This is a genomic window from Caulobacter sp. X (genome assembly GCF_002742635.1).
GTDB lineage: Bacteria > Pseudomonadota > Alphaproteobacteria > Caulobacterales > Caulobacteraceae > Caulobacter.
Genome location: NZ_PEGF01000002.1, coordinates 19,061 through 41,171, shown reverse-complemented (window position 1 = coordinate 41,171; position 22,111 = coordinate 19,061). Strand labels below are relative to the sequence as shown.

The window sequence follows — 22,111 nt, the reverse complement described above, 5'->3', positions numbered from 1 at the left end:
TGGGGCTTCGCGCCCATCCGCCAAGCGTGCGAGGGCGTATCGTCAGAGCGCCCGCCTTCAAGGGCGCCCCAGCCCGGAGATTCCATGCGCGCCGCCCTGCTCGCCCTGCCGCTCGTCCTGTCCCTGAGCGCCTGCGTCTCCGGCCCCAGCGGCAATCCGAACCCGCCCCAGCCGGCCAAGGCGGTCGAGCTCGATCGCTATCTGGGCAAATGGTACGAGGTCGCCCGCTACGACATGCGCTTCGAGAAGGGCTGCGAGGGCGTCACCGCCGAATATTCCAAGCGCACCGACGGCCTGATCCGCGTTCTGAACACCTGCCGCCAGGGCGCGCTCGACGGACCGATCAAGACGGCCGAGGGCAAGGCCAAGATCGTCGACGCCACCACCAACGCCAAGCTGAAGGTCAGCTTCTTCGGCCCCTTCTTCGGCGACTACTGGGTGCTGGACCGGGCCGACGACTACAGCTGGGCGATCGTCGGCGAAGGCTCGGGGAAGTATCTCTGGCTGCTGTCGCGCCGCGTCCCCACCCCGGCCGACCGCGAGGCGCTGACCGCGCGAGCCAAGGCCCTGGGCTACGACGTCGGCATGCTGCGACAGACCAAGCAGCCGGGGCCCTGGGGCTGACCCAAGGCCAGGGCTTCCGGCGCGACGAACGCCGTGGAAGAGTGGCGCCATGAGAACCGCCCTGACCTTCCTCGCCCTCGCCGGCGCCCTCGCCGCCGCCGGCTGCACCGACAGCAAGCGCGCCCGTAACGACGCGACCTGGACCGATCGCCCGGCCGACATCGTCTGCTGGAGCTACGGAACCGAGACCTTCAAGGGCCGGTCTACCGGCAAGGTCGAGTACGACGAAGGCCGCGTCTCGTTCGTGGACGCGGCCAGCCATCGCTATACGACGATCGACGGCGAGTGCCGCGTTGTCTACGAGCCGAAGGCCGGCTGAAGCTGGCCAGGCTCACGACCGGTCAAGCTCGCGAAGGATCAGGCCTCGTCCGCTCGCTCGGCCCCGACGCGCCAGCCGCCCATGCCGCGGTAGATGTCGTCGCGCAGGTCGCGGACCTGGCGATTGAGGTCGTTCAGGTCCGCGAGCGCATGGCCGGACGTCTCCAGCAAGGCCGCCGCGAGACAGCCGGCCTTCTCGCGAATGGCGCGCCCGGCGGGGGTCAGGGTGATGATTACCTGGCGCTCGTTGTCGGGATTGCGCGCGCGCCGCACCATGCCCGCCGCCTCGAGGCGCTTGAGCAGCGGCGTCAGCGTGCTGGACTCCAGCGCCAGCTGGTCGGCGAGACGCCCAACCGACTGGCCGTCCTCGGCCCACAGCACGTTCAGCACCAGATACTGCGGATAGGTCAGGCCCAGCGCGTCGAGCAGAGGCTTGTAGGTCCGCTGAATGGCGATGCCGGCGGAATAGATCGCGTAGCAGAGCTGGCCGTCGAGGGGGGGCGGGGGTGTGTCGGTCATGGACGTCTCCTACGCCTCATATAGGGTGTCGACGCCATAAAACATATCGCGATAATTTTTCTGGGCGACCCAAGGCTCCGCCGCGCGGTGGCCCCCTCTTGATCCGCGAACAAAGCTGGAACATGATCGCGGCGTGGACGTCATCATCCAGCTGCAGAGCCGCCCCGAAACCACCCTCGCCGTCACGCGCGGGGCGGCGCGGCTGCTCGTCGATCTGGGCTATGCGCCGCTGGCCGAGGTCACCTTGCCCAACGGGCGGCGCGCCGACCTGATGGCGCTAGGACCCAAGGGCGACGTGCTGATCGTCGAGGTGAAGTCGAGCTTGGAAGACTTCCGGGTCGACCGGAAGTGGGGCGAATACGCGCCGTTCTGCGACGCCTTCTACTTCGCCGTCGCGCCCAATTTCCCGGAAGGCGTCCTGCCCGACGAGCCGGGCTTGTTGGTCGCCGACGGCTTTGGCGGCGCGGTCGTGCGCGAGGCGCCGCTCACCCCTCTGGCGCCGGCGCGTCGCAAGGCCCTGACGCTGGCGTTCGCCCGCCTCGCCGCCTTGCGGGCGGCGGGGGTGAACGCCGAGCGCCTTAGCCTCTAGGGAGAGCACTTTTCGAGCGAAGTGGTCCCGGTTCGCGTGAAGAAAAATGCGTCAAGGCAAAAGGTAAGAGCGTGATCTCTTAGTCGCGGGCGCGGGCGATCAGGAAGCCGACGCCCAGGCCGATGGCGAAGGCGCTCAGGGCGACGACGATCGGACGCTCTTCAGCGACCTGGTGCGCCACCTGGGCCTTGTCGCGGGTCCAGGCCGCGCCGACCTTGGCCTTTTCGGCGGCGAAGGTGCGGGTCTGTTCGGCGACTTCGGCGGCGGTCTCGCGCGCGGACTTCATGGCCTTGCTGACCGCTTCCTTGGCGCGCTTGCTCTTTTCGGTCGCGATCTTCTCGGCGTCGCCCAGGGCGGCGGACGCGGTGTCGGGGGTGAAGCTGCTGATGTCGGTCATGGGGAGGCTCCTCGGCTTGAGCCACACTAACACGTCCCGGCCGCTTTAGTTCTCCCGCACGACCTTCAAAACCGCCTCGCCATAGCGATCGAGCTTGCCCTGACCCACGCCGCCGGCCTTGCCGAGGGCGGCCAGGGTGGTCGGTCGCGCGGCGGCGATCTCGGCCAGGGTGGCGTCGTGGAAGATGACGTAGGGCGGCACGTGCTGCAGCTGCGCCGCCTCCTTGCGCCAGGCGCGCAGGGCCTCGAACAGCACCTGGTTCTCGGCCGGGATCGCCAGGGCCTTGCCCTCGCGGCGCTTGCGCGCGCCCCCGGCGCGACCGCCGCTCTCGGGCGCGTCGACCATCTGGCGCAAGGCCACCCGTCGCTCGCCGCGATAGACCTGGCGCACGCCCTCGACGTCGCCCAGGCCGATCAGCGGCCGGCCGTCGTTGGGGTCCTCGCGCAGCAGGCCCTCGAAGATCAGGGTGTCGAAGAGGTCGCGCCAGGCCGGCTGGCTCATCTCGCGGCCGATGCCGAAGGTCGGCAGCTGGGCCTCGCTGGGCGTGAAGTCCTTGGTCTTGCCCAGCAGGTGCTCGATCACGCGGCCGCGCCCCAGGCGCCCGCCCAGCCGGTGGACGGCCGACAGGGCCTTTTGCGCGGCCTCGGTGGCGTCGGTCGCGGCCGGCGGCGAGACGCAGATGTCGCAGACCCCGCAACGGGCCACGCCCTCCTCGCCGAAATAGCGCCGCACCGCCGCCGCGCGGCAGGTGACGCCCTCGAGCATGGCGTAGAACTGGCGGAGCTTGCGGGACTGGACCTGCTTGACCTCGTCGGGCGCCTCGCGGGTCTCGATGCGGCGCGCGGCCCAGGCCATGTCGGCCGAGCCGTAGAGGGTGATGCCCTCGGCCGGCTGGCGGTCGCGGCCGGCGCGGCCGACCTCCTGCCAATAGGCCTCGATGGCGGCCGGCGGGTCGGCGTGGATCACGAAGCGGACGTCGGGCTTGTCGACGCCCATGCCGAACGCGATCGTCGCCACCATCACCGCCGCGTCGGCCTCGAGGAAGTCCTCCAGCCGGCGAGCGCGCACGGCCTTGTCCAGGCCCGCGTGATAGGCCAGGGCCGGCACGCCTTCGGCGTTGAGTTTCTCGGCCAACTTCTCGGTGGCGTCGCGCGAGCCGGCATAGACGACGCCCGAGCGGCCCCGCCGCTCCAAGACCAGCTCGACGACCCGGTCGTGGCCCTTGCCGCGCTTGCGCTCGGCGCTAAGGGCGAGTTCCGGGCGGGCGAAGCTGTCGACGAACTCGGCCGCGCCCTCTAGGCGCAGCTCGGCGCGGATGTCGTCCCGCGTCCGGGCGTCGGCGGTGGCGGTGACCGCCAGGCGCGGCACGTCGGGGAAGAGCTCGGCCAGCCGCCCCAGCATCCGGTATTCGGGCCGGAAGTCGTGGCCCCACTGGCTGACGCAGTGGGCCTCGTCGACGGCGACCAGGGCCAGCGGCGTGCGCGACAGGCGCTCCAGCATCCACGGCTGCATCAAGCCTTCGGGCGAGAGGTACAGCAGGTCGACCTCGCCGGCGTCGATGCGCCGCCAGATGTCCGAGCGCTCGTCCAGCGAGATGTTGCTGTCCAGCCGCTCGGCCGCCACCCCGGCCTGGCGCAGGCCCTGGACCTGATCGGCCATCAGGGCGATCAGCGGCGAGACGACCAGGCCAACGCCCGGCCGGATCAGCGACGGGATCTGGTAGCAGAGGCTCTTGCCGCCGCCCGTGGGCAGCACGGCCATGGCGCTGCGTCCGGCCAGGATCTCATTGACCACCCCGGCCTGCATGCCGCGGAAATCGGCGTGACCGAAGGTGCGGCGCAGGACGTCGCGCGCCTGATCGAGCTCTGGGGATTCGGGAGGAACGTACACGGGCGTGGTTATGGCGGTCCGCCCGCGCCGCGCCAAGGCAGGATCGCTGGCGCCGACGTTTCTGTGAAGTCCGTGCTCGGCGAGCGCCCGAAAACCGCCGCGTTCATATCTCGTCAATCTTGTCGCGCGTTCTGTGGGGTTCGGCTAAACGGATCGCGCTAAAAGACCCCCGGCGCGCGCAGGAACGATACCAACATGGCGAACGGACCCTTCGGCGGAAACAAGCCGGCGAAGCCGCAACGCACCCCGCTTCAGGCCCTGGTCTACTGGGGAACCGTGCTGGGCATCTGGGGCCTGATCTTCGTCGTGGCCTTCTTCGCGGTGTTCGCCCGCGACCTGCCCGACACCTCGACGCTGTACGACGTCAAGCGCCAGCCCTCGATCAACTATCTGGACCGCTCGGGCGCGCTCCTCGCCGTGCGCGGCAGCCAGTACGCCCCGCCGGTCGACATCGACGCCCTGCCGCCCTATGTGCCGGCCGCCTTCGTGGCGATCGAGGACCGCCAGTTCTACCACCACTTCGGCTTCAACCCGTGGGGCATCGTGCGCTCGGCGGTGTGGAACGCCACCCATGACGGCCCCCAGCGCGGCGGCTCGACCATCACCCAGCAGCTGGCCCGCAACCTGTTCCTGAGCCCGGCCCAGAACTATCGCCGCAAGGCCCAGGAGCTGATCCTGGCCGTGTGGCTGGAGATGAAGTTCTCCAAGAAGCAGATCCTGGCCCTCTACATGAACCGGGTCTATTTCGGCGCCGGCGCCTACGGCATCGAGGCCGCCTCGCAGCGCTATTTCAACAAGCCCGCCAAGGACCTGTCGGTCGGCGAAGCGGCCTTGCTGGCCGGCATGATGAAGGGCCCGGCCCGCTATTCGCCGGTCTCGGCCAAGGATCGCGCCGCCCGCCGCGCCACCATCGTCCTGGACGAGATGGTGCGCATCAAGGCCATCACGCCCGAACAGCGCGACCAGGCCTTCAGCACCCCGGTGCAGGTCTCGGCCACCCTGGCCAACCAGCGCGCCCAGTACTTCACCGACTATATCGACGCCCAGGTCCGCTCGCTGGTCGGCGAGCCGACCGAGGATCTGGTGGTCGAGACCACCCTGGACCTGCCGATCCAGGTCGCCGCCGAACGCGCCGTCAAGCAGGGCGTCGAGGCCTATGAAAAGCAGGGCGTCCAGCAGTCGGCCCTGGTGGCGATCGACGGCGAAGGCCGCATCCGCGCCTATGTCGGCGGCGCCGACTACGCCGACAGCCAGTTCGACCGCGCCACCACCGCCCGCCGCCAGGCCGGCTCGGCCTTCAAGCCATTCGTCTACCTGACCGCCATGGAGCAGGGCCGCACGCCCGACATGATGGTCGTCGACGAGCCGGTGAAGATCGGCAACTGGGAGCCGCGCAACTACACCGGCAAGTACCTCGGCCAGATCACGATGCAGACGGCCCTGGCGCAGTCGATCAACACGGTCGCCGCGCGCCTGGCCAGCGAGGTCGGCACCAGCAACGTCGCCAACACCGCCCGCCGCCTCGGCATCACCAGCAAGATCCAGCTGGACCCGTCGATGGCCCTGGGCGCCGTCGAGGTCTCGCCGATGGAGATGGCCCAGGCCTACGCCCCGTTCTCGAACGGCGGCTTCCTGGCCAAGGGCTACGGCATCGAGCGCATCCGCACCGCCAAGGGCAAGGTCCTGTACGACCACAATGTCGACAAGCAGGCCCGCGCCGCGGTGATCGGCACGCCGGCCCTGCAGTACATGAACCAGATGATGCGCGAGGTCGTGACCTCGGGCACCGGGACCCGCGCCAACGTCCCGGGCTACGACATCGCCGGCAAGACCGGCACCACCAGCGACTACCGCGACGCCTGGTTCGTCGGCTACACCGGCGGCTTCGTGACCGCCGTCTGGACCGGCAAGGACGACAACACCACCATGCGCCGCGTGACCGGCGGCGGCGCGCCGGCCGAGATCTGGCGCAACTTCATGACCGCCGCCCTGCCGCGCCTGAAGGCCACCCCGATCCCCGGCGGCGTCGCCCCGCCGCCGGAAGCGCCCGACCCGATCGGCGACCTGATCAACCCCACCCCGACGCCGACGGGCGCGGCGGCGGAGACCCCGGCGGGAACCGCCCCGCCGCCCGGGCAGCTGCCTTATTAGAGGAACCCTCCCCCCAGAGGGGGAGGCGGCCGAAGGCCGGAGGGGGAAGTGCGGGCTATCCGGCTTCTTCCCCCTCCGTTCGCTTCGCGAACACCTCCCCCGCTAGGGGGAGGATTTGAACCCCTACGCCCCGATCGCGTGCAGCTCCGCCGCATGCGCCCGCAGCCAGGCTCGGTGCGGAGCCGGATCGCCCGCAAGCTGCTCGCAGATCGCCCAGAACCTCGGCCCGTGGTTCGCCTCGATCAGGTGAGCGCATTCGTGGGCGGCGACATAGTCGGCCACCGCCGCCGGGGCCAGGATCAGGCGCCAGCTGTAGCGGATCGCCGCCGCCGCGCGCGGCGTCGCCGGGCGGCAGGAGCCCCAGCGCGCCTTGGGATCGGCCACGGCCACCGACGGCATCGGACGGCCCAGGGCGGCGGCATGGACGGCGGTGCGTTCGGTCAGCACGCTCAGGGCCTCGCGCTTGGCGAGCCGGATGACCTTCAGCCCCCAGTTCGGATCATCGGGCGCGATGATGCGGCCGTCCTCCATCCGCGCGCGGCCGGGACCGACCTCAAGGCGATAGGGCTTGTCGTTCAGCCGCAGCACGCCGCCCGGCGCCAGGCTCATCCGCTGGGGCAGGGCCGCCAGCTGCTTGGCGATCCAGCTAGACTTCTCCTGGGCGAAGGCCACGGCCTCGTTCAGCCGCTTGGGACTGGGCGCCAGGGCGACGATCTCGGACTTGGCGCGATCGACCCGCAGCGACACCCGCCGCGCCCGGCCGTCGACGCGCAGCCGCACCGGCCAGCCGCCGATCTCCAGCCGATCGCCGTCCGAGAACCTCTGAGCCATGCGCGAGAACATGGGCCTTAGATCGCGTGCGAAGCCCCGCGTCGCAAGATGCCGCCCCTAGGCTTCTTCCGCGAAATTCGGGTCGCACTTGCGGATGAACGCCCGCACGCGGGGATAGATCTCTTCCCGGAACCGGCGGCCATTGAACACGCCGTAGTGGCCGACGCTGGGCTGGACATAGTCCAGCTTCATGTCCTCGGGGATGTTCGGGCACAGGCCGTGGGCGGCCTGGGTCTGGCCGATGCCGGAGATGTCGTCGTTCTCGCCCTCGACCGTCATCAGGCCGATGTCGGTGATCGCCTCGGGTCGCACGAGCGTTCCGCGGTGCGTCAGCTCGCCCTTGGGCAACAGGTACTGCTGGAAGACGATATCGATGGTCTGGAGATAGAACTCCTCGGTCAGGTCCAGGACCGACAGGTACTCGTCGTAGAACTCCAGGTGCTTGTCGGCGCTGTCGCCGTCGCCGCTGACCAGGTGGTTGAAGTAGCGGCGGTGGGCTTCCTGGTGGCGCTCGGCGTTCATGCTCATGAAGCTGGCCAGCTGGACGAAGCACGGATAGACGCGCCGCCCCGCGCCCGCATAGGGCGGCGGCACGGTGTAGATCATGTTCGACTGGAACCAGGTGAACGGCTTTTCCTCGGCCAGCTGGTTCGTGACGGTCGGCGACAGGCGCGCGTCGATCGGCGAGCCCATGAAGGTCATGCTGGCCGGACGCGAGGGGTGGTTCTGCTCGGCCATCAGGGCGGCGGCCGCCAGGACCGGCGGGCCGGGCTGGCAGACGGCGACTACGTTCGGACGCGGCCCCAAGACCTCCAGCATCTGGATGACGTGGTCGATATAGTCGTGGAAGTCGAAGCGGCCCTCCAGGACCGAGACCTCGCGGGCGTTGACCCAGTCGACGATGAAGACGGCGTGGTCGGGCAGGAAGGCCTCGACGGTGCCCCGCAGCAAGGTGGCGTAGTGACCTGACAGGGGCGCGACGATCAGCACCGCAGGGTCCAGCGAGAACTTGCCCGCCCGGCGCATGTCGGCCATGTCGCGGTCGAACTGGATGAGACGCGCCCAGGGGCTTTCCCAGACCACGGTCGGCCTTACGCGAACGTCGACCTGGCCGACCTTGACCTTGTCGATGTTCCACTTCGGCTTGCCGTAACGCCGGGTGATGTTGGCGAACAGGTCCGCGCCGGCGTGCATGCGCCGGCCGAGCGCCGAGTCAGCGGCCGGATTCAGCGGCGATCCCCAGAAATCCCGGGCCGCCAGCGCCGCGAGGCGCATCGGGGTCGAGGCGTAGTAGGCCGCCTCGTGAAGGGCGTAGAGCATGTCGCACCCACAATGTTGCAGCGCAACATAGCATAAGGAAGCCTAACGGAGTCTAGTCTTGCGGTGCGGCATGGCATCGCTTTGCTCCGCCGCGTGACCGCTATCACGCACGACGGGGGATGCTAGGGTCGCGGGGAGCCGACGACAGGGGGATCCGATGACCAGGCACAGGCTTTACGCCACCAGCTTCGCCAGCGTTTACCCCCACTATGTCGCCAAGGCCGAGAAGAAGGGCCGGACCAAGGCCGAGGTCGACGAGATCATTCTCTGGCTGACGGGCTTCGCCCCGGCGGCGTTCGAGGAGCATCTGGCGCAACGCACCGACTTCGAGACCTTTTTCGCCCAGGCGCCGGCGCTGAACCCGGCGCGCCTGGCCATCACGGGCTCGATCTGCGGCGTGCGCGTCGAGACGGTCGAGGATCCGCTGATGCGAGAGATCCGCTATCTCGACAAGCTGATCGACGAATTGGCCAAGGGCAGGCCGATGAGCAAGATCCTGCGCGATGGCTCGCACCAAAGGGCCTAGTTCATCGCCGCCTTGATCCGCGCGGCGATGTCGGCTGGCGGCTGGTTGTAGGGGATCACCGTCTTGAAGCGGCCCTTGGGGTCCATCAGGTAGATCGCCGTCGAGTGGTCCATGGTGTAGCCCGGCCCCGTCCCGACCTTGGCGTAATAGACCTTGTAGGCCTTGGCGGCGGCGTCGACCTGCGCCTGGGTTCCCGTCAGGCCGATCGTCGATTTCGGCACATAGTCGGCCGACAGGTAGCTCTTCATCTGGGCGGGCGTGTCGCGCTCGGGGTCGATCGAGATGAAGACGATCTGGAGATCCTTGGCCTTGGGTCCCAGCAGCTCCGTGGCGGCCGCCAGGCCCTGCAGCGTGCCCGGGCAGACGTCGGGGCAGTAGGTGAAGCCGAAGAACACCGCGCTCCACTTGCCCTTCAGCACCTTCTCGGTGGTCGGGGCGCCGTTCTGGTCGACCAGCTGGAACGGGCCGCCGACCGCGACGGCGGGCTGCTCGCCGAGCGTGTTGGCCCGCCACGCCAGCCCGCCGACGACGAGCAGACCCAGCAGGCAGACCACGATCAGGACCAGACGTTGGCGAAGCATCGACGGCGCATCCTTTTGTCTCAGCCCATCCTTTTGCACTCGCAAAGCGCGCAATTCTGGACAATCTTGCGGCCATGGCTGACGTCTCGTTCGCTGGAATGCCCGAGGATCCGCGCCGCAACGGGCTCGATAGGCCGGGCGACGAGCCGGCGCAAGACGACGCCTGGAGCTGGACCGCGCCCGGCCTGCGTCGCAGCCGCCTCCGCGTTCGCACCCTGCTGGCCCAGCGATGGGCCTGGGTCGTCGGCCAGACGGCCGCCCTGCTGATCTCGGGCCTGGCGCTGAAGATGCAGGTGCCGTGGGCGATGTGCTTCACCCTGGTGGCCCTGTCGGCCTGGCTGAACGTGCTGCTGGGCCTGGCCTCCAACGGCCAGAGGATGGCTCGGGACGGCGAGGCCACGGCCCAGATCGCCTTCGACATCCTGCAGCTGTCGGGCCTGATCTACCTGACCGGCGGCGCCTATAATCCCTTCGCCCTGCTGCTGATCGCGCCGGCCACCCTGGCGGCGGCGACCCTGCCCGCGCGCTATGCGATGGGCTTGGCGGCCTTGGCGGTCGCCGCCTCGATCCTGTTGGCCGTCTTCCACATGCCGCTACCCACCATCGGCGGAAGACCGATCCTGCCAGACTCCTCGCCGTTCAATCTGTGGTTCGTCGTCTCGGCCCGGATCGTCGGCATCATCCTGACCACCGCCTACGCCTGGCAGGCGGCCAGCGAATCCGCCCGCATGGAGCTGGCCTTGAACGTCACCGAGACGGTGTTGGCCCGCGAGCAACGGCTCTCGGCCCTGGGCGCCCTGGCGGCGGCGGCCGCGCATGAGCTGGGCACGCCGCTGGCGACCATCTCGGTCGTCTCGCGCGAGATGGCCCGCAACGCCACCAGCGAGGAGGTGCGCGAGGACGCCGAGCTGCTGATCGGCCAGGCCGCCCGCTGCCGCGAGATCCTGCAGCGCCTGACGGAAATGCCCGAGGCCCAGGACGCCGTGCATGAGCGCATGAGCCTGGTGCAGCTGGTCCAGGACGTCATCGAGCCGCATCTCGTCCACGGCATCCGGGTCGAGGCCGTGGTCAATGGTCCGGCCGGCGAGACCGCGCCCGACATCTGGCGTCGCCCCGAGATCATCCACGCCATGACCTCGATCGTGGAGAACGCGGTGGACTTCGCCCGCAGCGAGGTGATCGTCATCGCCCGCTTCGACCCGCGACATATTGTCATCGAGGCCCGCGACGACGGGCCGGGATTCTCGCCCGAGGTGCTGGCGAAGCTGGGCGAACCGTACGTGACCACGCGTCCGGGCGCGGAAGGCTCGCGTACCGGCCATATCGGCATGGGTCTTGGCTTCTTCATCGCCAAGACCTTGCTGGAACGGACCGGCGCGACCGTCGATTTCCGTAATGGTCGTCGCGGCGGCGCCGTGGTGTCCGCGCGTTGGCCGCGCGCCGCGCTCGAAGCTCCAGGTTATACGGGGGCTTGAGTTCTGTCGCGGATGCGCGGAAGGATAGAGCACTATTTGGCCTGTTGAGTATTGGCCCGGGGAGGGGCTGACTTCATGGCGGATATCGGAGAGCTGGTTTCGGCGCTGCCGGACAAGACGCTGCTTCTGTTGGACGATGACGGCCCGCTGCGGACCCGGCTCGGACGAGCGCTGGAGCAACGCGGGTTCGAGGTGACGCTGGCGGCTTCCGTGGCCGAGGCCCTGACCATCCTGCGCGCCCAGGCCCCAGCCCACGCCGTGCTGGACATGCGCCTGGAGGACGGCTCGGGCCTGAAGGTGGTCGAGGCGGTGCGCGACGCGCGCCCCGACGCCAAGGTCATCATGCTGACCGGCTACGGCAACATCGCCACGGCCGTGGCGGCGGTGAAGGCGGGGGTGGTCGACTACCTCTCCAAGCCGGCCGACGCCGACGACGTGGCCCGCGCCCTGCTGGCGGCCAAGGACGCCGCGCCCGCGCCGCCGGAAAACCCGATGAGCGCCGACCGCGTCCGCTGGGAGCACATCCAGCGCGTCTACGAGATGTGCGGCCACAACGTCTCGGAAACCGCCCGCCGCCTGAACATGCACCGCCGGACCCTGCAGCGGATCCTGGCGAAAAGGGCGCCGCGCTGATCAAGCTTCCCCTCTTCCCCTGCGGGAGAGGGTGGCTCGACAGGGCCGGGTGAGGGGTCGCACCAACAGAAACGCCGCGACGGCCGAGGGGCTGTCGCGGCGTTTGCGTTCTTCAACCCCTCATCCGTCGCCTACGGCGACACCTTCTCCCGCAAGGGGAGAAGGGCTTTCGCCTCACATCGCCGAAATGCCGCCGTCGACCTTGATCTCGGCGCCGGTCATGAACTTGCTTTCGTCGCTGGCCAGATAGAGCACCGCGTTGGCGATGTCGGCCGGCTCGCCGATCCGGCCCATCGGCACCTGGCGGGCCAGCTTGGCGAAGGCCTCTTCCTTGCCGAACCGGGCCGAAAAGCCGTCCAGGATCGGTGTGTCGATGAAGGTCGGGTGGATGGAGTTCGAGCGGATGTCGAGCTTCATCTTGGCGCAGTACAGCGCGATGTTCTTGCTGAGCAGCCAGACCGCCGCCTTGCTGGCGTTGTAGGCCGGCGAATTGCCATTGGCGATCAGGCCGGCGATCGAGCTCAGATTGATGATCGAGCCAGGCTGATGCGCCCGCATGTGGGTCAGGGCGTGCTTGGCGCCCAGGAACACCGAGTCGACATTGACCGACATGACCTTCTTCCAGAGGCCGAAGTCGAGGCTCTCGATCGGGCCGTCGCCGCCGATCCCGGCGTTGTTGACCAGAACCGACAGGCCGCCCATGTCGCCGACGGCCTTTTCCAGGACCTCGATCCACTGGTCTTCCTGGGTGACGTCCAGCGGGTAGGCGAAGGCGGTGCCGGCGCCGTGCTGGGCGTTGATCTCGGCGGCCACGGCCTGGGCGCCCGCCAGGTTGATGTCGGCGAGCGCGACCTTGGCGCCCTCTTCGGCGAGCCGACGCCCGGCCGCCGCGCCCAGGCCCTGGGCGCCGCCAGTGATGAAGGCCTTCTTGCCGGCGACCCGGCCCGTGCTCTGCGCCATGCGGCATCCTCCCGATTATAATTCAAACGAGAGTTTGAACTGGGCGCACAGCCAGGGGAAGACGAAATCTCTCCTCCCCCTCTGGGGGAGGGGGACCGGCGAACGCCGGTGGAGGGGCCCTGTGAAGTCGCAACCTCATCACCGCTTCGCGGACCCCCTCCGTCTCGTCGCGTATTCGCGCCGATCCACCTCCCCCTAATGGGGAGGAGAGACGATCATCACGCCGCCTCGTTCATGAACTTCGCCAGCGTCACGTCCAGCTCGGTGACACCATCGGCGTCATGGGTGGTCAGCAGCACCTCGACGCGGTTGTAGACGTTGAACCACTCGGGATGATGGTCGAGCTTGTCGGCCATCAGGGCGACGCGGGTCATGAAGCCGAACGCTTCATTGAAGTCGGCGAAGCGGAAGGTCTTCTTGATGGCGTCCTTGTGGTCCGGGGCGACGCTCCAGCCGTCGAGCTGAGCGATCGCGGCGGCGGCGCCGATCCTGGGGCGGGACATGTTTCCTCCGAGAGAGACTTACCCCCTCAGAACGCCAATCCGGTCGCTTCTGCAAGATCGGTGAGAAGTTGGTCCTCGCCGGAGACCTTGATGGCGGTCATCCCCAAGGCCGCGGCCGGCTTGCAGTTGATCCCCAGGTCGTCGAGATAGACGCAAGCCTCGGGCGCGACGCCCAGCAGCTCGCACATCATCTGGTATATGCGCGGATCGGGCTTGCGCACCCCGGCCTTGGAGCTTTCGATCACCGCGTCGAACAGGGCCATGATGTCGCCCACCGCCAGGGCCTTCTCGGCGCTCTGGGCCATGCCGGGCCCGTGGCCGGTGGGCACGTTGTTGGTGATGCAGCCGACCTTGAAGCGGGCCTTGCAGGCCTTCAGCGCGTCCATCACCCGGGGACGCAGGTCGCCATAGAGCAGCGGCAGAACCTCGGCGCCGCGCACGGCGTGGCCCAGGCGCGTGGCCTCCTCCAGGAAGAGGCCGTCGAACGCCGCCGCGTCGATCTCGGCCCGCTCGAACCGCGCCCAGGCGTTGGCGTCCGGGTTCGTGGCGTTGACCGTGCGGATGAAATCCCTGGGCAGGCCGCGTTCGGTCTCGTAGCGGCGGAAAGCCTCGAACGGCGAGGTCGTGAAGACACCGCCGAAGTCCCAGATCACCGCCTCGATCGCCATCTTCAGCCCCCTCAAACACTTGTTTGATCGAAAGCTAGCCGCGCGACGCCCCGAGGGGAAGCCCCGCGGCAGGGAACATGACCACCGCCTTCGCGCGTTAGGTGGGTTCAACCGGAGCCACGCCCCTGTCGACCGCCGACGCCATCCCGCCGCCAAAGCCTCCCCGCCATCCGTGGCGCGGCCTGTCGCGGCGCGCCCTGATCGGCATCGGCTCGGCCTTGGCGCTGACGGCGGCGATCGTCGCGTTCCTGGTGATCTTCGACTGGAACTGGCTGCGCGGGCCGCTCAGCCGCTACGCCTCGGCCCAGATGCAGCGCGAGGTGGCGATCACCGGCGACCTGCGCGTCCATCCCTGGTCGTTCTCGCCCAAGGCCGAGGCCTATGGCGTACGCATCGGCCAGCCGGCCTGGGCGCGGAAGGTCGATCCCGCGGCCGGCGATATGGTCCGCCTTCAGCGCATCGCCGTGCAGATCAAGATCCTGCCGCTGCTGCGCGGCGAGGTGATCATGCCGTTTCTCGCTTTGGACAAGCCGGACGTGCGCCTGCTGCGCGACAAGGACGGCAAGGCCAACTGGACCTTTGGCGCGCGCAAGAGCGACAAGCCGCTGAAGCTGCCGGCCATCCAGCGCTTCGTGATCAACGACGGGACCTTGCGCTTCGACGACCGCCAGCGCGGGACCCTGTTCGTCGGCTCGGTGAACGCCCAGGAGCGGGCCGGCGCGCGCGGCGGCCGGTTCGTGCTGGAGGGCCATGGGACCCTGAACAAGTCCGCCTTCGTCGCCGAGATCAGCGGCGGGCCGCTGCTGAACATCTCGCCCCGCCGCCCCTATCCGTTCGACGCCGAAGTGCGCGCGGGCGCGACGCGGATCGTCGCCCACGGCCAGGTCACCAAGCCCTTCGACCTGGGCCGTTTCGAGACCGACCTCACCGTGTCCGGCGCCGACCTCAACCGGCTGCACGACCTGACCGGCCTGACGCTGCCCAACACCCCGCCCTACCGCGTCTCGGGCCACATGGTCCGCAAGGGCGCCCGCTACGACTTCCAGAAGCTGAACGGCCGCGTCGGCGACAGCGACATCGCCGGCGACCTGTTCGTGCTGACCGATCGCGAGCGACCCTATCTGGAGGCCGAGCTGCGCTCGAAGCGCCTCGACTTCGACGACCTGGGCAGCCTGGTCGGCGCCGCCCCCGCGACAGGGCGCGGCGAGACCGCCTCGGCGGGCCAGAAGGTCGAGGCCGCCCAACGCGACGCGACCCAGCGCCTGCTGCCCGACGCCACCCTGCAGACGGAACGCGTCCGGGCCATGGACGCCAAGGTCGCCTATCGCGCCGAGACGGTGAACGCCCCGAACCTGCCGCTGCGCAAGGTCAGCGTCGACGCCGTGCTCGAAGGCGGCGTGCTGACCCTGGACCCGCTGGCCATGACCTTTTCGCGCGGAGACCTGCGCGGCAAGGTGCGTCTCGACGCCCGCCCGGCCGTCCCCCGCACCGAGCTCGACCTCACCCTGACCAACGGCCGGCTGGAGGAATTCATCCCGATCCAGAGCGAGGGCAAGCCGGCGATCTCGGGGACCGTGATGGCCCGGGCCAAGCTGACCGGCGTCGGCAATAGCGTCCACCGCGCCGCCTCGACCGCCAATGGCGACCTGACGTTGGTCGCGCCGCGCGGCGAGATCCGCCAGGCCTTCGCCGAGCTGCTGGGCGTCAACGCCTCCAAGGGCCTGATCCTGCTGCTATCGAAAAGCGACAAGGAGACGCCCGTGCGCTGCGCGGTCGCCGACTTCTCGGTCAAGGACGGCGTGATGACCACCAACCACCTGGTCGCCGACACCGGCGTGGTGCTGGCGCGCGGGCGCGGGACGATCAACCTGGCGACCGAGCGGATGGACTTCCGCATCGAGGGCGACAGCAAGAAGCCGCGCCTGGTGCGTCTGTTCGTGCCGATCACGATCCGGGGGCCGTTCCTGGCGCCGAAGGTCGGGCTCGATCCCAGCAAGGCCGTGGGCCAGGGCGGCGTCGCCGCGGCTCTGGCCTCGCTGGTCAATCCCGCCGCCCTGCTGCTGCCCTTCCTCACCGCCGGCGAGGCCAAGGACGCCGACTGCGCTGGCCTGGTCAGCGACGCCCGCCAGTCGGGCGCGCCGGTGAAGGTGTCGCAGACCACGCCGGCGAAGCCGAAGAATTAGGCCGCTTGAGCTCGGGCGCCGGTTACGCCATGCTTGCTCCCATCCGAAACCCAGTGTGGTTCATGTCCGAGATTGTGCGCGAGGTCCGGGCCTAACAGGCTCCGAACCTCGAGGTTCGAAAGTCGCTAGGCCCGCTCCGCCCGCGCGTTCCCGCTGGTGGTCGCGCGATCGTATGCCTCGATCTCTCGGACAATCCCTTGAACATCTCGAAACCGCAGCAACGGACGCTGCACGCCCTGGCCCAAGGCGGCCGGATCGACCTCGAACGCGACGAAAACGGCAAGATCATCGCGGCGCCTTGCATCACCCGCGACGGCTGGGCGCTGACCGACTGCACGGTCGGCGTCTTCCAGTCGCTGAAGCGAAAACGACTGATCGCCAGCCAGGATGGCGGGCCCTACCGCATCACACGGCTAGGCCTCGCCAACCTGCGCGCCCAACTCGACAACCGGGTGGGCGCCAAGGCTTGGTAGGCTAGAGCAGCTTGAAGAACAGGACGCGCGCGGCGCCGTAGTCGCGCGCGTCGATCTGCTCGAAGCCTTGCAGGAACGGGTCGGGCTCGCCGCGACTGCGCTCGAACATCAGGATCGCACCGGGGGCCAGCCAGTCGTGAGCCTTGAGCTCGGCCGCCGCCTTCTCGCCCAGGCCCTTGGCGTAGGGCGGGTCCAGAAAGGCGATGTCGAACGGCGCGCCGGCGCTGGCCGGGCGGGGGCCCAGGTCCGTGGCGTCGCGCCGGTGCACGCGGGTGACGCCGAACAGGTTCATGGCGTCGATGTTCTCTCGGATCGCGCCGCGCGCGGCGTCGTCGGTCTCGACGAACAGGCAGAAGCCGGCGCCGCGCGACAGGGCCTCCAGGCCCAAAGCGCCCGAGCCGGCGAAGACATCGATCACCCGCGCGCCGCGCAGTTCCGGCGCCCAGGCGGCGTGCTCCAGGATGTTGAACACCGCCTGGCGGGCGCGGTCGGAGGTCGGTCGGGTGGCGTCGCCCGGCGGGGCGACGATGGCCTTGCCGCGATACTGGCCGGAAACGATGCGCATCACGCGGCCTTGGTCGACGCGCGGACGATTCGACGTCCCAGCCAGGAGGTCGCGACGACCAGGAAGGCCATCAGGGCCCAGCCCCAGGGATAGACCAGGCTGTACATCGTCAGGCCGCACATAAGCCCGGGCAGCACGGTCACGCGGAGCAGGACGAACCAGGCCTCGGCCGCCGGCATCGGCTCGGTCAGCTTGCCGATGAAGGCGGCATAGCCCCAGACCAGGCCCATCGCGACGCCGATCAGGGCGACCTGGCCGACATAGATCGGCAGCGCCTGACCGCCGCGCTGCTCCCACAGAAGCTCGGTGCCCAGCGGCAGCAGGCCGATCAGGCCCAGCACCAGGAAGTTCGTGAAGTCGAGGCCCGCGTCGGCGCGAACCAGGCGCGCGAACACCCGTCGGTGGCTGAACCAGCAGACGCCGATCACGGCGAAGCTGACCGCGTAGGCCAGAAGCTTGGCGCCCATCAGGTTGAACAGGTCCGCCGCGCCATGCCAGTGCTCGGGCGGATGGATCTCGATCGCCAAAAGGGTGATGGCGATCGCGAACACGGCGTCCGAGAACAGCACCAGCCGGTGCAGGTGCGCGCCGCCGCTGTCGCCCTTGCTCGAATTCCGATCGCTCATCGTGTTCCCCTTACAACCCGTAACGGGATGTGTGCCGTCCCTGGCGCGCTGCGGCAAGCGCGCGCTTTACAAGTCGCCCGTCGCCCCCTCTTAGTCGCCTTTGAAGGGAAGGGCGATCGAACGATGCGCATGGGCGAGATCCTGGAGGCGGCGAGGCGTTCGCCCTTTCTGGCCGACCTGTCGCCGTACGACCGCGACCCGTGGCGCACCCTGTTCGCGGTGCCCGTCGGCGTGCTGGCCGGCGCCGTTGCCGCCCTGCTGGGCGCGATCACCGCGACCCTGGCGGCCCTGCTGATCGTCAGCGGCCTGGACGGGGCCCCGGCGGCCGGTGACCTCTTCCAGATCTTCACCGACCCGACCCTGACCGATCCGTCGGCGCGGCAGTCGCTGTTCCTGCTGGCGGTGCTGGCCGGCGTGAACCTGGGCGCGGCCGTGGGCTTCGTCTATGCGGCCGGCGCCATCCACCACCGCAAGATCACCGAATACGTCAACAGCGGCGGACGCTTCCGCAAGCGCCTGCTGATCGGTGGCCTCGTGATCGTGGGCGCGGCCATGACCGGTCTGGTCGCCATTTCCGCCGTCACCGGCCAGACCATCGATCCGCCGCTGTGGCGCACCTCGCCCAACCTCGTCGGCCGCACCCTCTACGCCGCCATGGCCGTCGGCCTGCTGATCCTGGCCGCCGCGGCCGAGGAGCTGGTGTTCCGAGGCTGGCTGCTGAAGCAGAGCGCCGCCTATGTCCGCGATCCGATCGTGCTGATGGTCCTGAACGGCCTGCTGTTCGCCGCCATCCACTTCGACCCGAACATCGACGCCTTCCTGGTTCGCGCCGCCATGGGGGCGGGGCTGACCTGGATGGCGCTGCGGCTGGGCGGCATTGAGCTGGGCATCGGCGCCCACGCGGCCAACAACGCCGTGATCCTGCTGCTGGTGCGTCCGATGACCACCCGCCCCGACGCGCCGCACGAGTTCAAGGCCGGACTGATCGCCAGCGCCCTCGTCGTGCTGGCCGGCTTCATCGGCGTCGCCGAACTGGCCGCCCGCTGGCCGGCCCTGCGCCGCTGGACGCGGCTTCAGGCCCCGGCTGCGGCGTGAACTGACGCTAGGCGGAAGACGGCGCTGAACGCCACGCCCCCTCCGTCACGATGCGTATCCGCATCGCGCCACCTCCCCCGTTTCACGGGTGAGGAAGAAACCGCTTCCCTCCTGCCCCGCTTGCGGGGGAGGTGGATCGGCGCGAAGCGACGAGACGGAGGGGGCGTTCGCGCCTTGTCGGTTAGGGAGAGTTGCGATGAAGACCATGGCGAAGGCCTTCGCGATCAGTGCGGCGCTGGCGCTCGGCGTCGGATCCAGCGCGGCTTCGGCCCAGGCCCCCGCCGCGCCCGCCGCCGATCCGACCAGCTTCGCCAGCGGCGCGGAGGTCCAGGCGCAGCTGCGCCAGATGCTGACCGAGATGAAGCCCGACCAGGGGTTCATGTGGCGGCCCGTGGTTCGTGACGGGGCGAATGTGGCGGCGATCGAGATCTGGAAGAAGCCCGGCCGCCCCGCCGTCCACCCCAATCAGGCCGAATACGCCATCGTGCTGGAGGGCAAGGGCGAGCTGGTCTCGGGCGGCGTCATGACCGACCCGAAGGTCACCAACCCCACCCTGACCGAGGGCGGCCGCATCGAGGGCGGCGTGACCCGGGCGCTGGCCGCGGGCGACGTCATCCTGGTTCCCGCCGGCGTCCCGCACTGGTTCGGGATCACCGGCGAGCGGCTGGTCCTGCTGGGGATCAAGCTGCCCGCCGGGAAGTGACGCGGCCTTCTAGGGCGGATCGACAGTCGAACACGACTTGGAAGCCAAATCCTTGCCTTCCTGGGCCTTGCGCCCAGGACCCATGCCGGCGACGGCCTCAGGCGTCCAGGACCGCCGGGGCTGAGAGGCCCAGCTTACAGCTCAAGACCAGCAGCGACGGACGATGGGTCCTGGGCACAGGGCCCAGGAAGGCGGGAATTCGTCCCGGCTTGGAATGTCGATCCGTCCTAGCGTTTGGGACCACCGCGCGGGGCCGGACCGCGACCGCCTTGGGGCCGGGCGGCCGTGGGGCGAGGGCCAGCGGGACGCGCGCCAGAGGGACGAGCATCAGGGCGGCCCATCGGCTTGCCGGACTTTTCCGAGACACGCCGCGCCGCGCCCTCGACCGGCTTCGCGCCAAGCTTCCCAGCCGGACGCGCCGCCGGCTTGCCGCGCGCGACGGGCTTCTTGTCGTCGATGAACTTGGTCTCGATCGACTTGGCCGGCGCGCGCTTGGCCTTGGCCGCGCCTTTGGCCGGAGCATGCGGCGCGGCCTTCTTCTTCGGTTTGGCCCATCCGGCCTTGTAGACCGGCTTCTCGGGCCGTTCCGGCGCGGCGGGCAGGATTTCGCGATCGGCTCGGGGGACGCCGCGACGCTGCAGGTCGCCGCCGCCGTCCGTGCCCGGGGCCTTCACTGGATTGGCGATCCCGGCGAACTTCGGACGATCGCCGGTCGGCATGTTCTCGGGCGGCACGACGCCTTCCAGCAGCTCGCGGATCACCCGGGGCCCGACCTCCTCGATCTGGCCGGCGGCCAGGGTCCCGAGCGCGAACGGGCCATAGGACATGCGGATCAGGCGGTTGACCTTCAGGCCGACCGACTCCAGCACCTTGCGGACCTCGCGGTTCTTGCCTTCCGACAGCGAGACCGTGATCCAGATGTTCTTGCCGCCGCCGGCCCTGTCGTGGGCCTTGTCCAGCTTGGCCTCGATCGGGCCGTACTTGACGCCCTCGACCGTCACGCCGTCCTTCAGCGCATCCAGCTTGGCCTGGGTGGTGTCGCCGAAGGCTCGGGCGCGATAGCGGCGGACCCAGGCGTTGCTGGGCGTCTCCAGGGCGCGCGACAGCTCGCCGTCGTTGGTCAGCAGCAGCAGGCCCTCGGAGTTCAAATCCAGGCGGCCGACCGAGATCAGGCGCGGCAGATCCTTGGGCAGGGTCTGGAACACCGTCGGGCGGCCCTTGGGGTCGCTGTGGGTGGTCATCAGGCCGGTGGGCTTGTGGTAGCGGAAGATCCGCGTCGGCTCGCGCTCGGCCACCAGCTGGCCGTCGACGGTCAGGAAGTCGCCCGGCTTGACCTTGATCGCGGGGGTCGTCAGCACCTTGCCGTTGATCGCCACGCGGCCCGCCTCGATCAGCCGCTCGACCTCGCGCCGCGAGGCCACGCCCGCCCGCGCCAGGGCCTTGGCGACCCGCTCGCCGGGGCCGTTGTCGAGATCGCCGTCTTGACCGTCGAGTTCAGGCTCGTACAGGGGATCGTGTGGCTTGGTCATGTTGGCGTCCTTCTTGGGCTGGGCGCATCTCTCGATGGGCTTTTGGACCTAATGCGCACTGATCAGGACGAGGATCAAGACCGCCAGATGATGCGCCTGGCGTTGGACGCGGCGCGCGCGGCGGCCGAAGCCGGCGAGACGCCGGTCGGCGCGGTGATCCTCGATCCCAAGACCGGCGAGGTGATCGCCACGGCCGGCAACGGCCCCATCGCGGCCCATGACCCGACGGCCCACGCCGAGATCGCGGCGATGCGGGCGGCGGCGGCCAAGCTCAAGAACTATCGGCTCACCGATCTCACCCTGGTCGTGACCCTGGAGCCCTGCGCCATGTGCGCCGGGGCGATCAGCCACGCGCGGATCGGGCGGGTGGTGTTCGGGGCCGAAGACCCCAAGGGCGGCGCCGTCGTCCATGGGCCGCAGTTCTTCGCCCAACCGACCTGCCACTGGCGGCCGGAGGTCACCGGCGGGGTGCTGGCCGAGGAAAGCGCGGAGTTGCTGCGGGGTTTCTTCCGGGCGCGGCGGAAGAAGTCCTGATCAGCTGATCAGGGCCGAGCCCAGCAGGACCTTCGAGCCGGGCTTGCCGATCACCTGGTCGGCGGCCTTCTGCAGTTCGCGGCCGATATAGTCCATGTCCGGCGCCGCCCCGCCGCGCAGGCCGGCGGCGTAGATCATCAGCACCTGGGCGAAGGCCGCGCGCAAACGGGGCGTCGAGGCCTCGGCGCGCTTCATCAGCTCGGGATCCTTGACCTCGAGGCCCGTCTCCAGGGTCATCACCCCGCGGCGGCCGTCGCGGCGCATGACCACCGCATTGATGGGGGCCAGGGCGAAATAGGTCTTGGGCGCTTCCTTCTTCTCCTCGCCATGGCCCGCAAAGGCGGGGGCGGGCGCGAGCAGCGGCGCGCCGGCGAGAGCGGCGGCCAGGACAAGCGGCAAAGGGCGGAAGCGGCGCATG

25 protein-coding genes and 1 pseudogene are annotated in these 22,111 nt (G+C 69.4%); 13 read left to right on the top strand and 13 right to left on the bottom strand.

Annotated elements, in window-relative coordinates:
• Positions 1-84 precede the first annotated feature (84 nt).
• The gene (locus CSW60_RS12505; protein ID WP_099537700.1) at positions 85-624 is read left to right on the top strand and encodes a lipocalin family protein; all 540 of its coding nucleotides are present in this window, start codon (positions 85-87) and stop codon (positions 622-624) included.
• A gap of 49 nt (positions 625-673) precedes the next feature.
• Positions 674-943 (top strand): hypothetical protein, encoded by a 270-nt coding sequence (locus CSW60_RS12500; RefSeq protein ID WP_099537699.1) that lies wholly within the window; start codon positions 674-676, stop codon positions 941-943.
• A gap of 38 nt (positions 944-981) precedes the next feature.
• Here CSW60_RS12500 and CSW60_RS12495 read toward each other — a convergent pair whose 3' ends face one another.
• Positions 982-1,461, bottom strand: coding sequence for a MarR family winged helix-turn-helix transcriptional regulator (locus CSW60_RS12495; protein WP_099537698.1), 480 nt, complete (start codon positions 1,459-1,461; stop codon positions 982-984).
• 133 nt (positions 1,462-1,594) lie between these two features.
• Here CSW60_RS12495 and mmcB point away from each other — a divergent pair, with 133 nt between their 5' ends.
• Entirely contained in the window at positions 1,595-2,050 is a 456-nt protein-coding gene (gene mmcB / locus CSW60_RS12490; protein WP_099537697.1) for a DNA repair putative endonuclease MmcB, read from the top strand.
• A gap of 79 nt (positions 2,051-2,129) precedes the next feature.
• Here mmcB and CSW60_RS12485 read toward each other — a convergent pair whose 3' ends face one another.
• Both CSW60_RS12485 and recQ read right to left on the bottom strand, forming a co-directional pair.
• Positions 2,130-2,447 carry a hypothetical protein gene (locus CSW60_RS12485; protein ID WP_099537696.1) on the bottom strand — a complete coding sequence of 106 codons (318 nt, stop codon included), beginning with the start codon at positions 2,445-2,447 and terminating at the stop codon, positions 2,130-2,132.
• 45 nt (positions 2,448-2,492) lie between these two features.
• Positions 2,493-4,337 (bottom strand): DNA helicase RecQ, encoded by a 1,845-nt coding sequence (recQ, locus tag CSW60_RS12480; protein ID WP_099537695.1) that lies wholly within the window; start codon positions 4,335-4,337, stop codon positions 2,493-2,495.
• 195 nt (positions 4,338-4,532) lie between these two features.
• Between recQ and CSW60_RS12475 the strand changes: the two genes are divergently transcribed.
• The gene (locus tag CSW60_RS12475) at positions 4,533-6,488 is read left to right on the top strand and encodes a transglycosylase domain-containing protein (RefSeq protein ID WP_099537694.1); all 1,956 of its coding nucleotides are present in this window, start codon (positions 4,533-4,535) and stop codon (positions 6,486-6,488) included.
• 123 nt (positions 6,489-6,611) lie between these two features.
• Here the strand turns inward: CSW60_RS12475 and CSW60_RS12470 are convergent, their stop codons facing one another.
• Together CSW60_RS12470 and CSW60_RS12465 are read right to left on the bottom strand one after the other, a co-directional pair.
• Positions 6,612-7,331 (bottom strand): M48 family metallopeptidase, encoded by a 720-nt coding sequence (locus tag CSW60_RS12470; RefSeq protein WP_099537693.1) that lies wholly within the window; start codon positions 7,329-7,331, stop codon positions 6,612-6,614.
• Positions 7,332-7,376: 45 nt separating this feature from the next.
• Positions 7,377-8,639: a polyhydroxyalkanoate depolymerase gene (locus tag CSW60_RS12465; RefSeq protein WP_099537692.1), complete on the bottom strand. Its 1,263-nt coding sequence runs from the start codon at positions 8,637-8,639 to the stop codon at positions 7,377-7,379.
• A 157-nt stretch (positions 8,640-8,796) separates the two neighbouring features.
• On the opposite strand from CSW60_RS12465, the gene CSW60_RS12460 reads away from it, so the two are divergent.
• Positions 8,797-9,165 (top strand): DUF2200 domain-containing protein, encoded by a 369-nt coding sequence (locus tag CSW60_RS12460; RefSeq protein ID WP_099537691.1) that lies wholly within the window; start codon positions 8,797-8,799, stop codon positions 9,163-9,165.
• On the opposite strand, the gene CSW60_RS12455 is transcribed toward CSW60_RS12460, so the two are convergent.
• A complete protein-coding gene (locus tag CSW60_RS12455; protein ID WP_099537690.1) occupies positions 9,162-9,746 on the bottom strand; it encodes an SCO family protein in 585 nt (194 codons plus the stop codon). The two genes, CSW60_RS12460 and CSW60_RS12455, sit on opposite strands and share 4 nt — an antisense overlap.
• Before the next feature lie 74 nt (positions 9,747-9,820).
• Here CSW60_RS12455 and CSW60_RS12450 point away from each other — a divergent pair, with 74 nt between their 5' ends.
• Positions 9,821-11,221, top strand: a complete 1,401-nt coding sequence (locus tag CSW60_RS12450) for an ActS/PrrB/RegB family redox-sensitive histidine kinase (protein ID WP_099537689.1) — start codon at positions 9,821-9,823, stop codon at positions 11,219-11,221.
• Positions 11,222-11,296: 75 nt separating this feature from the next.
• The gene (gene spdR, locus CSW60_RS12445; protein WP_066683190.1) at positions 11,297-11,854 is read left to right on the top strand and encodes a stationary phase response regulator transcription factor SpdR; all 558 of its coding nucleotides are present in this window, start codon (positions 11,297-11,299) and stop codon (positions 11,852-11,854) included.
• 174 nt (positions 11,855-12,028) lie between these two features.
• Here the strand turns inward: spdR and CSW60_RS12440 are convergent, their stop codons facing one another.
• From CSW60_RS12440 to CSW60_RS12430, 3 genes are all read right to left on the bottom strand, one after another.
• Positions 12,029-12,814 (bottom strand): SDR family oxidoreductase, encoded by a 786-nt coding sequence (locus tag CSW60_RS12440; RefSeq protein WP_099537688.1) that lies wholly within the window; start codon positions 12,812-12,814, stop codon positions 12,029-12,031.
• Between the two features lie 218 nt (positions 12,815-13,032).
• Positions 13,033-13,317, bottom strand: a complete 285-nt coding sequence (locus CSW60_RS12435; protein ID WP_099537687.1) for a 4a-hydroxytetrahydrobiopterin dehydratase — start codon at positions 13,315-13,317, stop codon at positions 13,033-13,035.
• A gap of 26 nt (positions 13,318-13,343) precedes the next feature.
• Positions 13,344-13,985 carry an HAD-IA family hydrolase gene (locus tag CSW60_RS12430; RefSeq protein ID WP_099537686.1) on the bottom strand — a complete coding sequence of 214 codons (642 nt, stop codon included), beginning with the start codon at positions 13,983-13,985 and terminating at the stop codon, positions 13,344-13,346.
• Positions 13,986-14,086: 101 nt separating this feature from the next.
• Between CSW60_RS12430 and CSW60_RS12425 the strand changes: the two genes are divergently transcribed.
• Entirely contained in the window at positions 14,087-16,168 is a 2,082-nt protein-coding gene (locus CSW60_RS12425; RefSeq protein ID WP_236634275.1) for an AsmA family protein, read from the top strand.
• A gap of 197 nt (positions 16,169-16,365) precedes the next feature.
• A complete protein-coding gene (locus CSW60_RS12420; RefSeq protein ID WP_099537685.1) occupies positions 16,366-16,641 on the top strand; it encodes a YjhX family toxin in 276 nt (91 codons plus the stop codon).
• Between the two features lies 1 nt (position 16,642).
• On the opposite strand, the gene rsmD is transcribed toward CSW60_RS12420, so the two are convergent.
• Positions 16,643-17,206 (bottom strand): 16S rRNA (guanine(966)-N(2))-methyltransferase RsmD, encoded by a 564-nt coding sequence (gene rsmD, locus CSW60_RS12415; RefSeq protein ID WP_099537684.1) that lies wholly within the window; start codon positions 17,204-17,206, stop codon positions 16,643-16,645.
• Positions 17,206-17,832 carry a TMEM175 family protein gene (locus tag CSW60_RS12410; protein WP_099537683.1) on the bottom strand — a complete coding sequence of 209 codons (627 nt, stop codon included), beginning with the start codon at positions 17,830-17,832 and terminating at the stop codon, positions 17,206-17,208. The genes rsmD and CSW60_RS12410 overlap by 1 nt, the downstream gene beginning before the upstream one ends.
• A gap of 129 nt (positions 17,833-17,961) precedes the next feature.
• On the opposite strand from CSW60_RS12410, the gene CSW60_RS12405 reads away from it, so the two are divergent.
• From CSW60_RS12405 to CSW60_RS12400, 3 genes and pseudogenes are all read left to right on the top strand, one after another.
• The gene (locus CSW60_RS12405; protein WP_236634274.1) at positions 17,962-18,927 is read left to right on the top strand and encodes a CPBP family intramembrane glutamic endopeptidase; all 966 of its coding nucleotides are present in this window, start codon (positions 17,962-17,964) and stop codon (positions 18,925-18,927) included.
• Positions 18,928-18,961: 34 nt separating this feature from the next.
• Positions 18,962-19,112 (top strand): annotated as a pseudogene (locus CSW60_RS24030) (hypothetical protein); the annotation flags it as partial.
• 11 nt (positions 19,113-19,123) lie between these two features.
• Positions 19,124-19,630, top strand: a complete 507-nt coding sequence (locus tag CSW60_RS12400; RefSeq protein ID WP_099537681.1) for a cupin domain-containing protein — start codon at positions 19,124-19,126, stop codon at positions 19,628-19,630.
• A 227-nt stretch (positions 19,631-19,857) separates the two neighbouring features.
• Here the strand turns inward: CSW60_RS12400 and CSW60_RS12395 are convergent, their stop codons facing one another.
• Complete coding sequence (locus tag CSW60_RS12395) at positions 19,858-21,159, bottom strand: pseudouridine synthase (RefSeq protein ID WP_099537680.1); 1,302 nt, start codon at positions 21,157-21,159, stop codon at positions 19,858-19,860.
• 51 nt (positions 21,160-21,210) lie between these two features.
• On the opposite strand from CSW60_RS12395, the gene tadA reads away from it, so the two are divergent.
• The gene (gene tadA, locus CSW60_RS12390; protein WP_099537679.1) at positions 21,211-21,693 is read left to right on the top strand and encodes a tRNA adenosine(34) deaminase TadA; all 483 of its coding nucleotides are present in this window, start codon (positions 21,211-21,213) and stop codon (positions 21,691-21,693) included.
• On the opposite strand, the gene CSW60_RS12385 is transcribed toward tadA, so the two are convergent.
• Positions 21,694-22,110 carry a hypothetical protein gene (locus CSW60_RS12385; RefSeq protein ID WP_099537678.1) on the bottom strand — a complete coding sequence of 139 codons (417 nt, stop codon included), beginning with the start codon at positions 22,108-22,110 and terminating at the stop codon, positions 21,694-21,696.
• Position 22,111 lies beyond the last annotated feature (1 nt).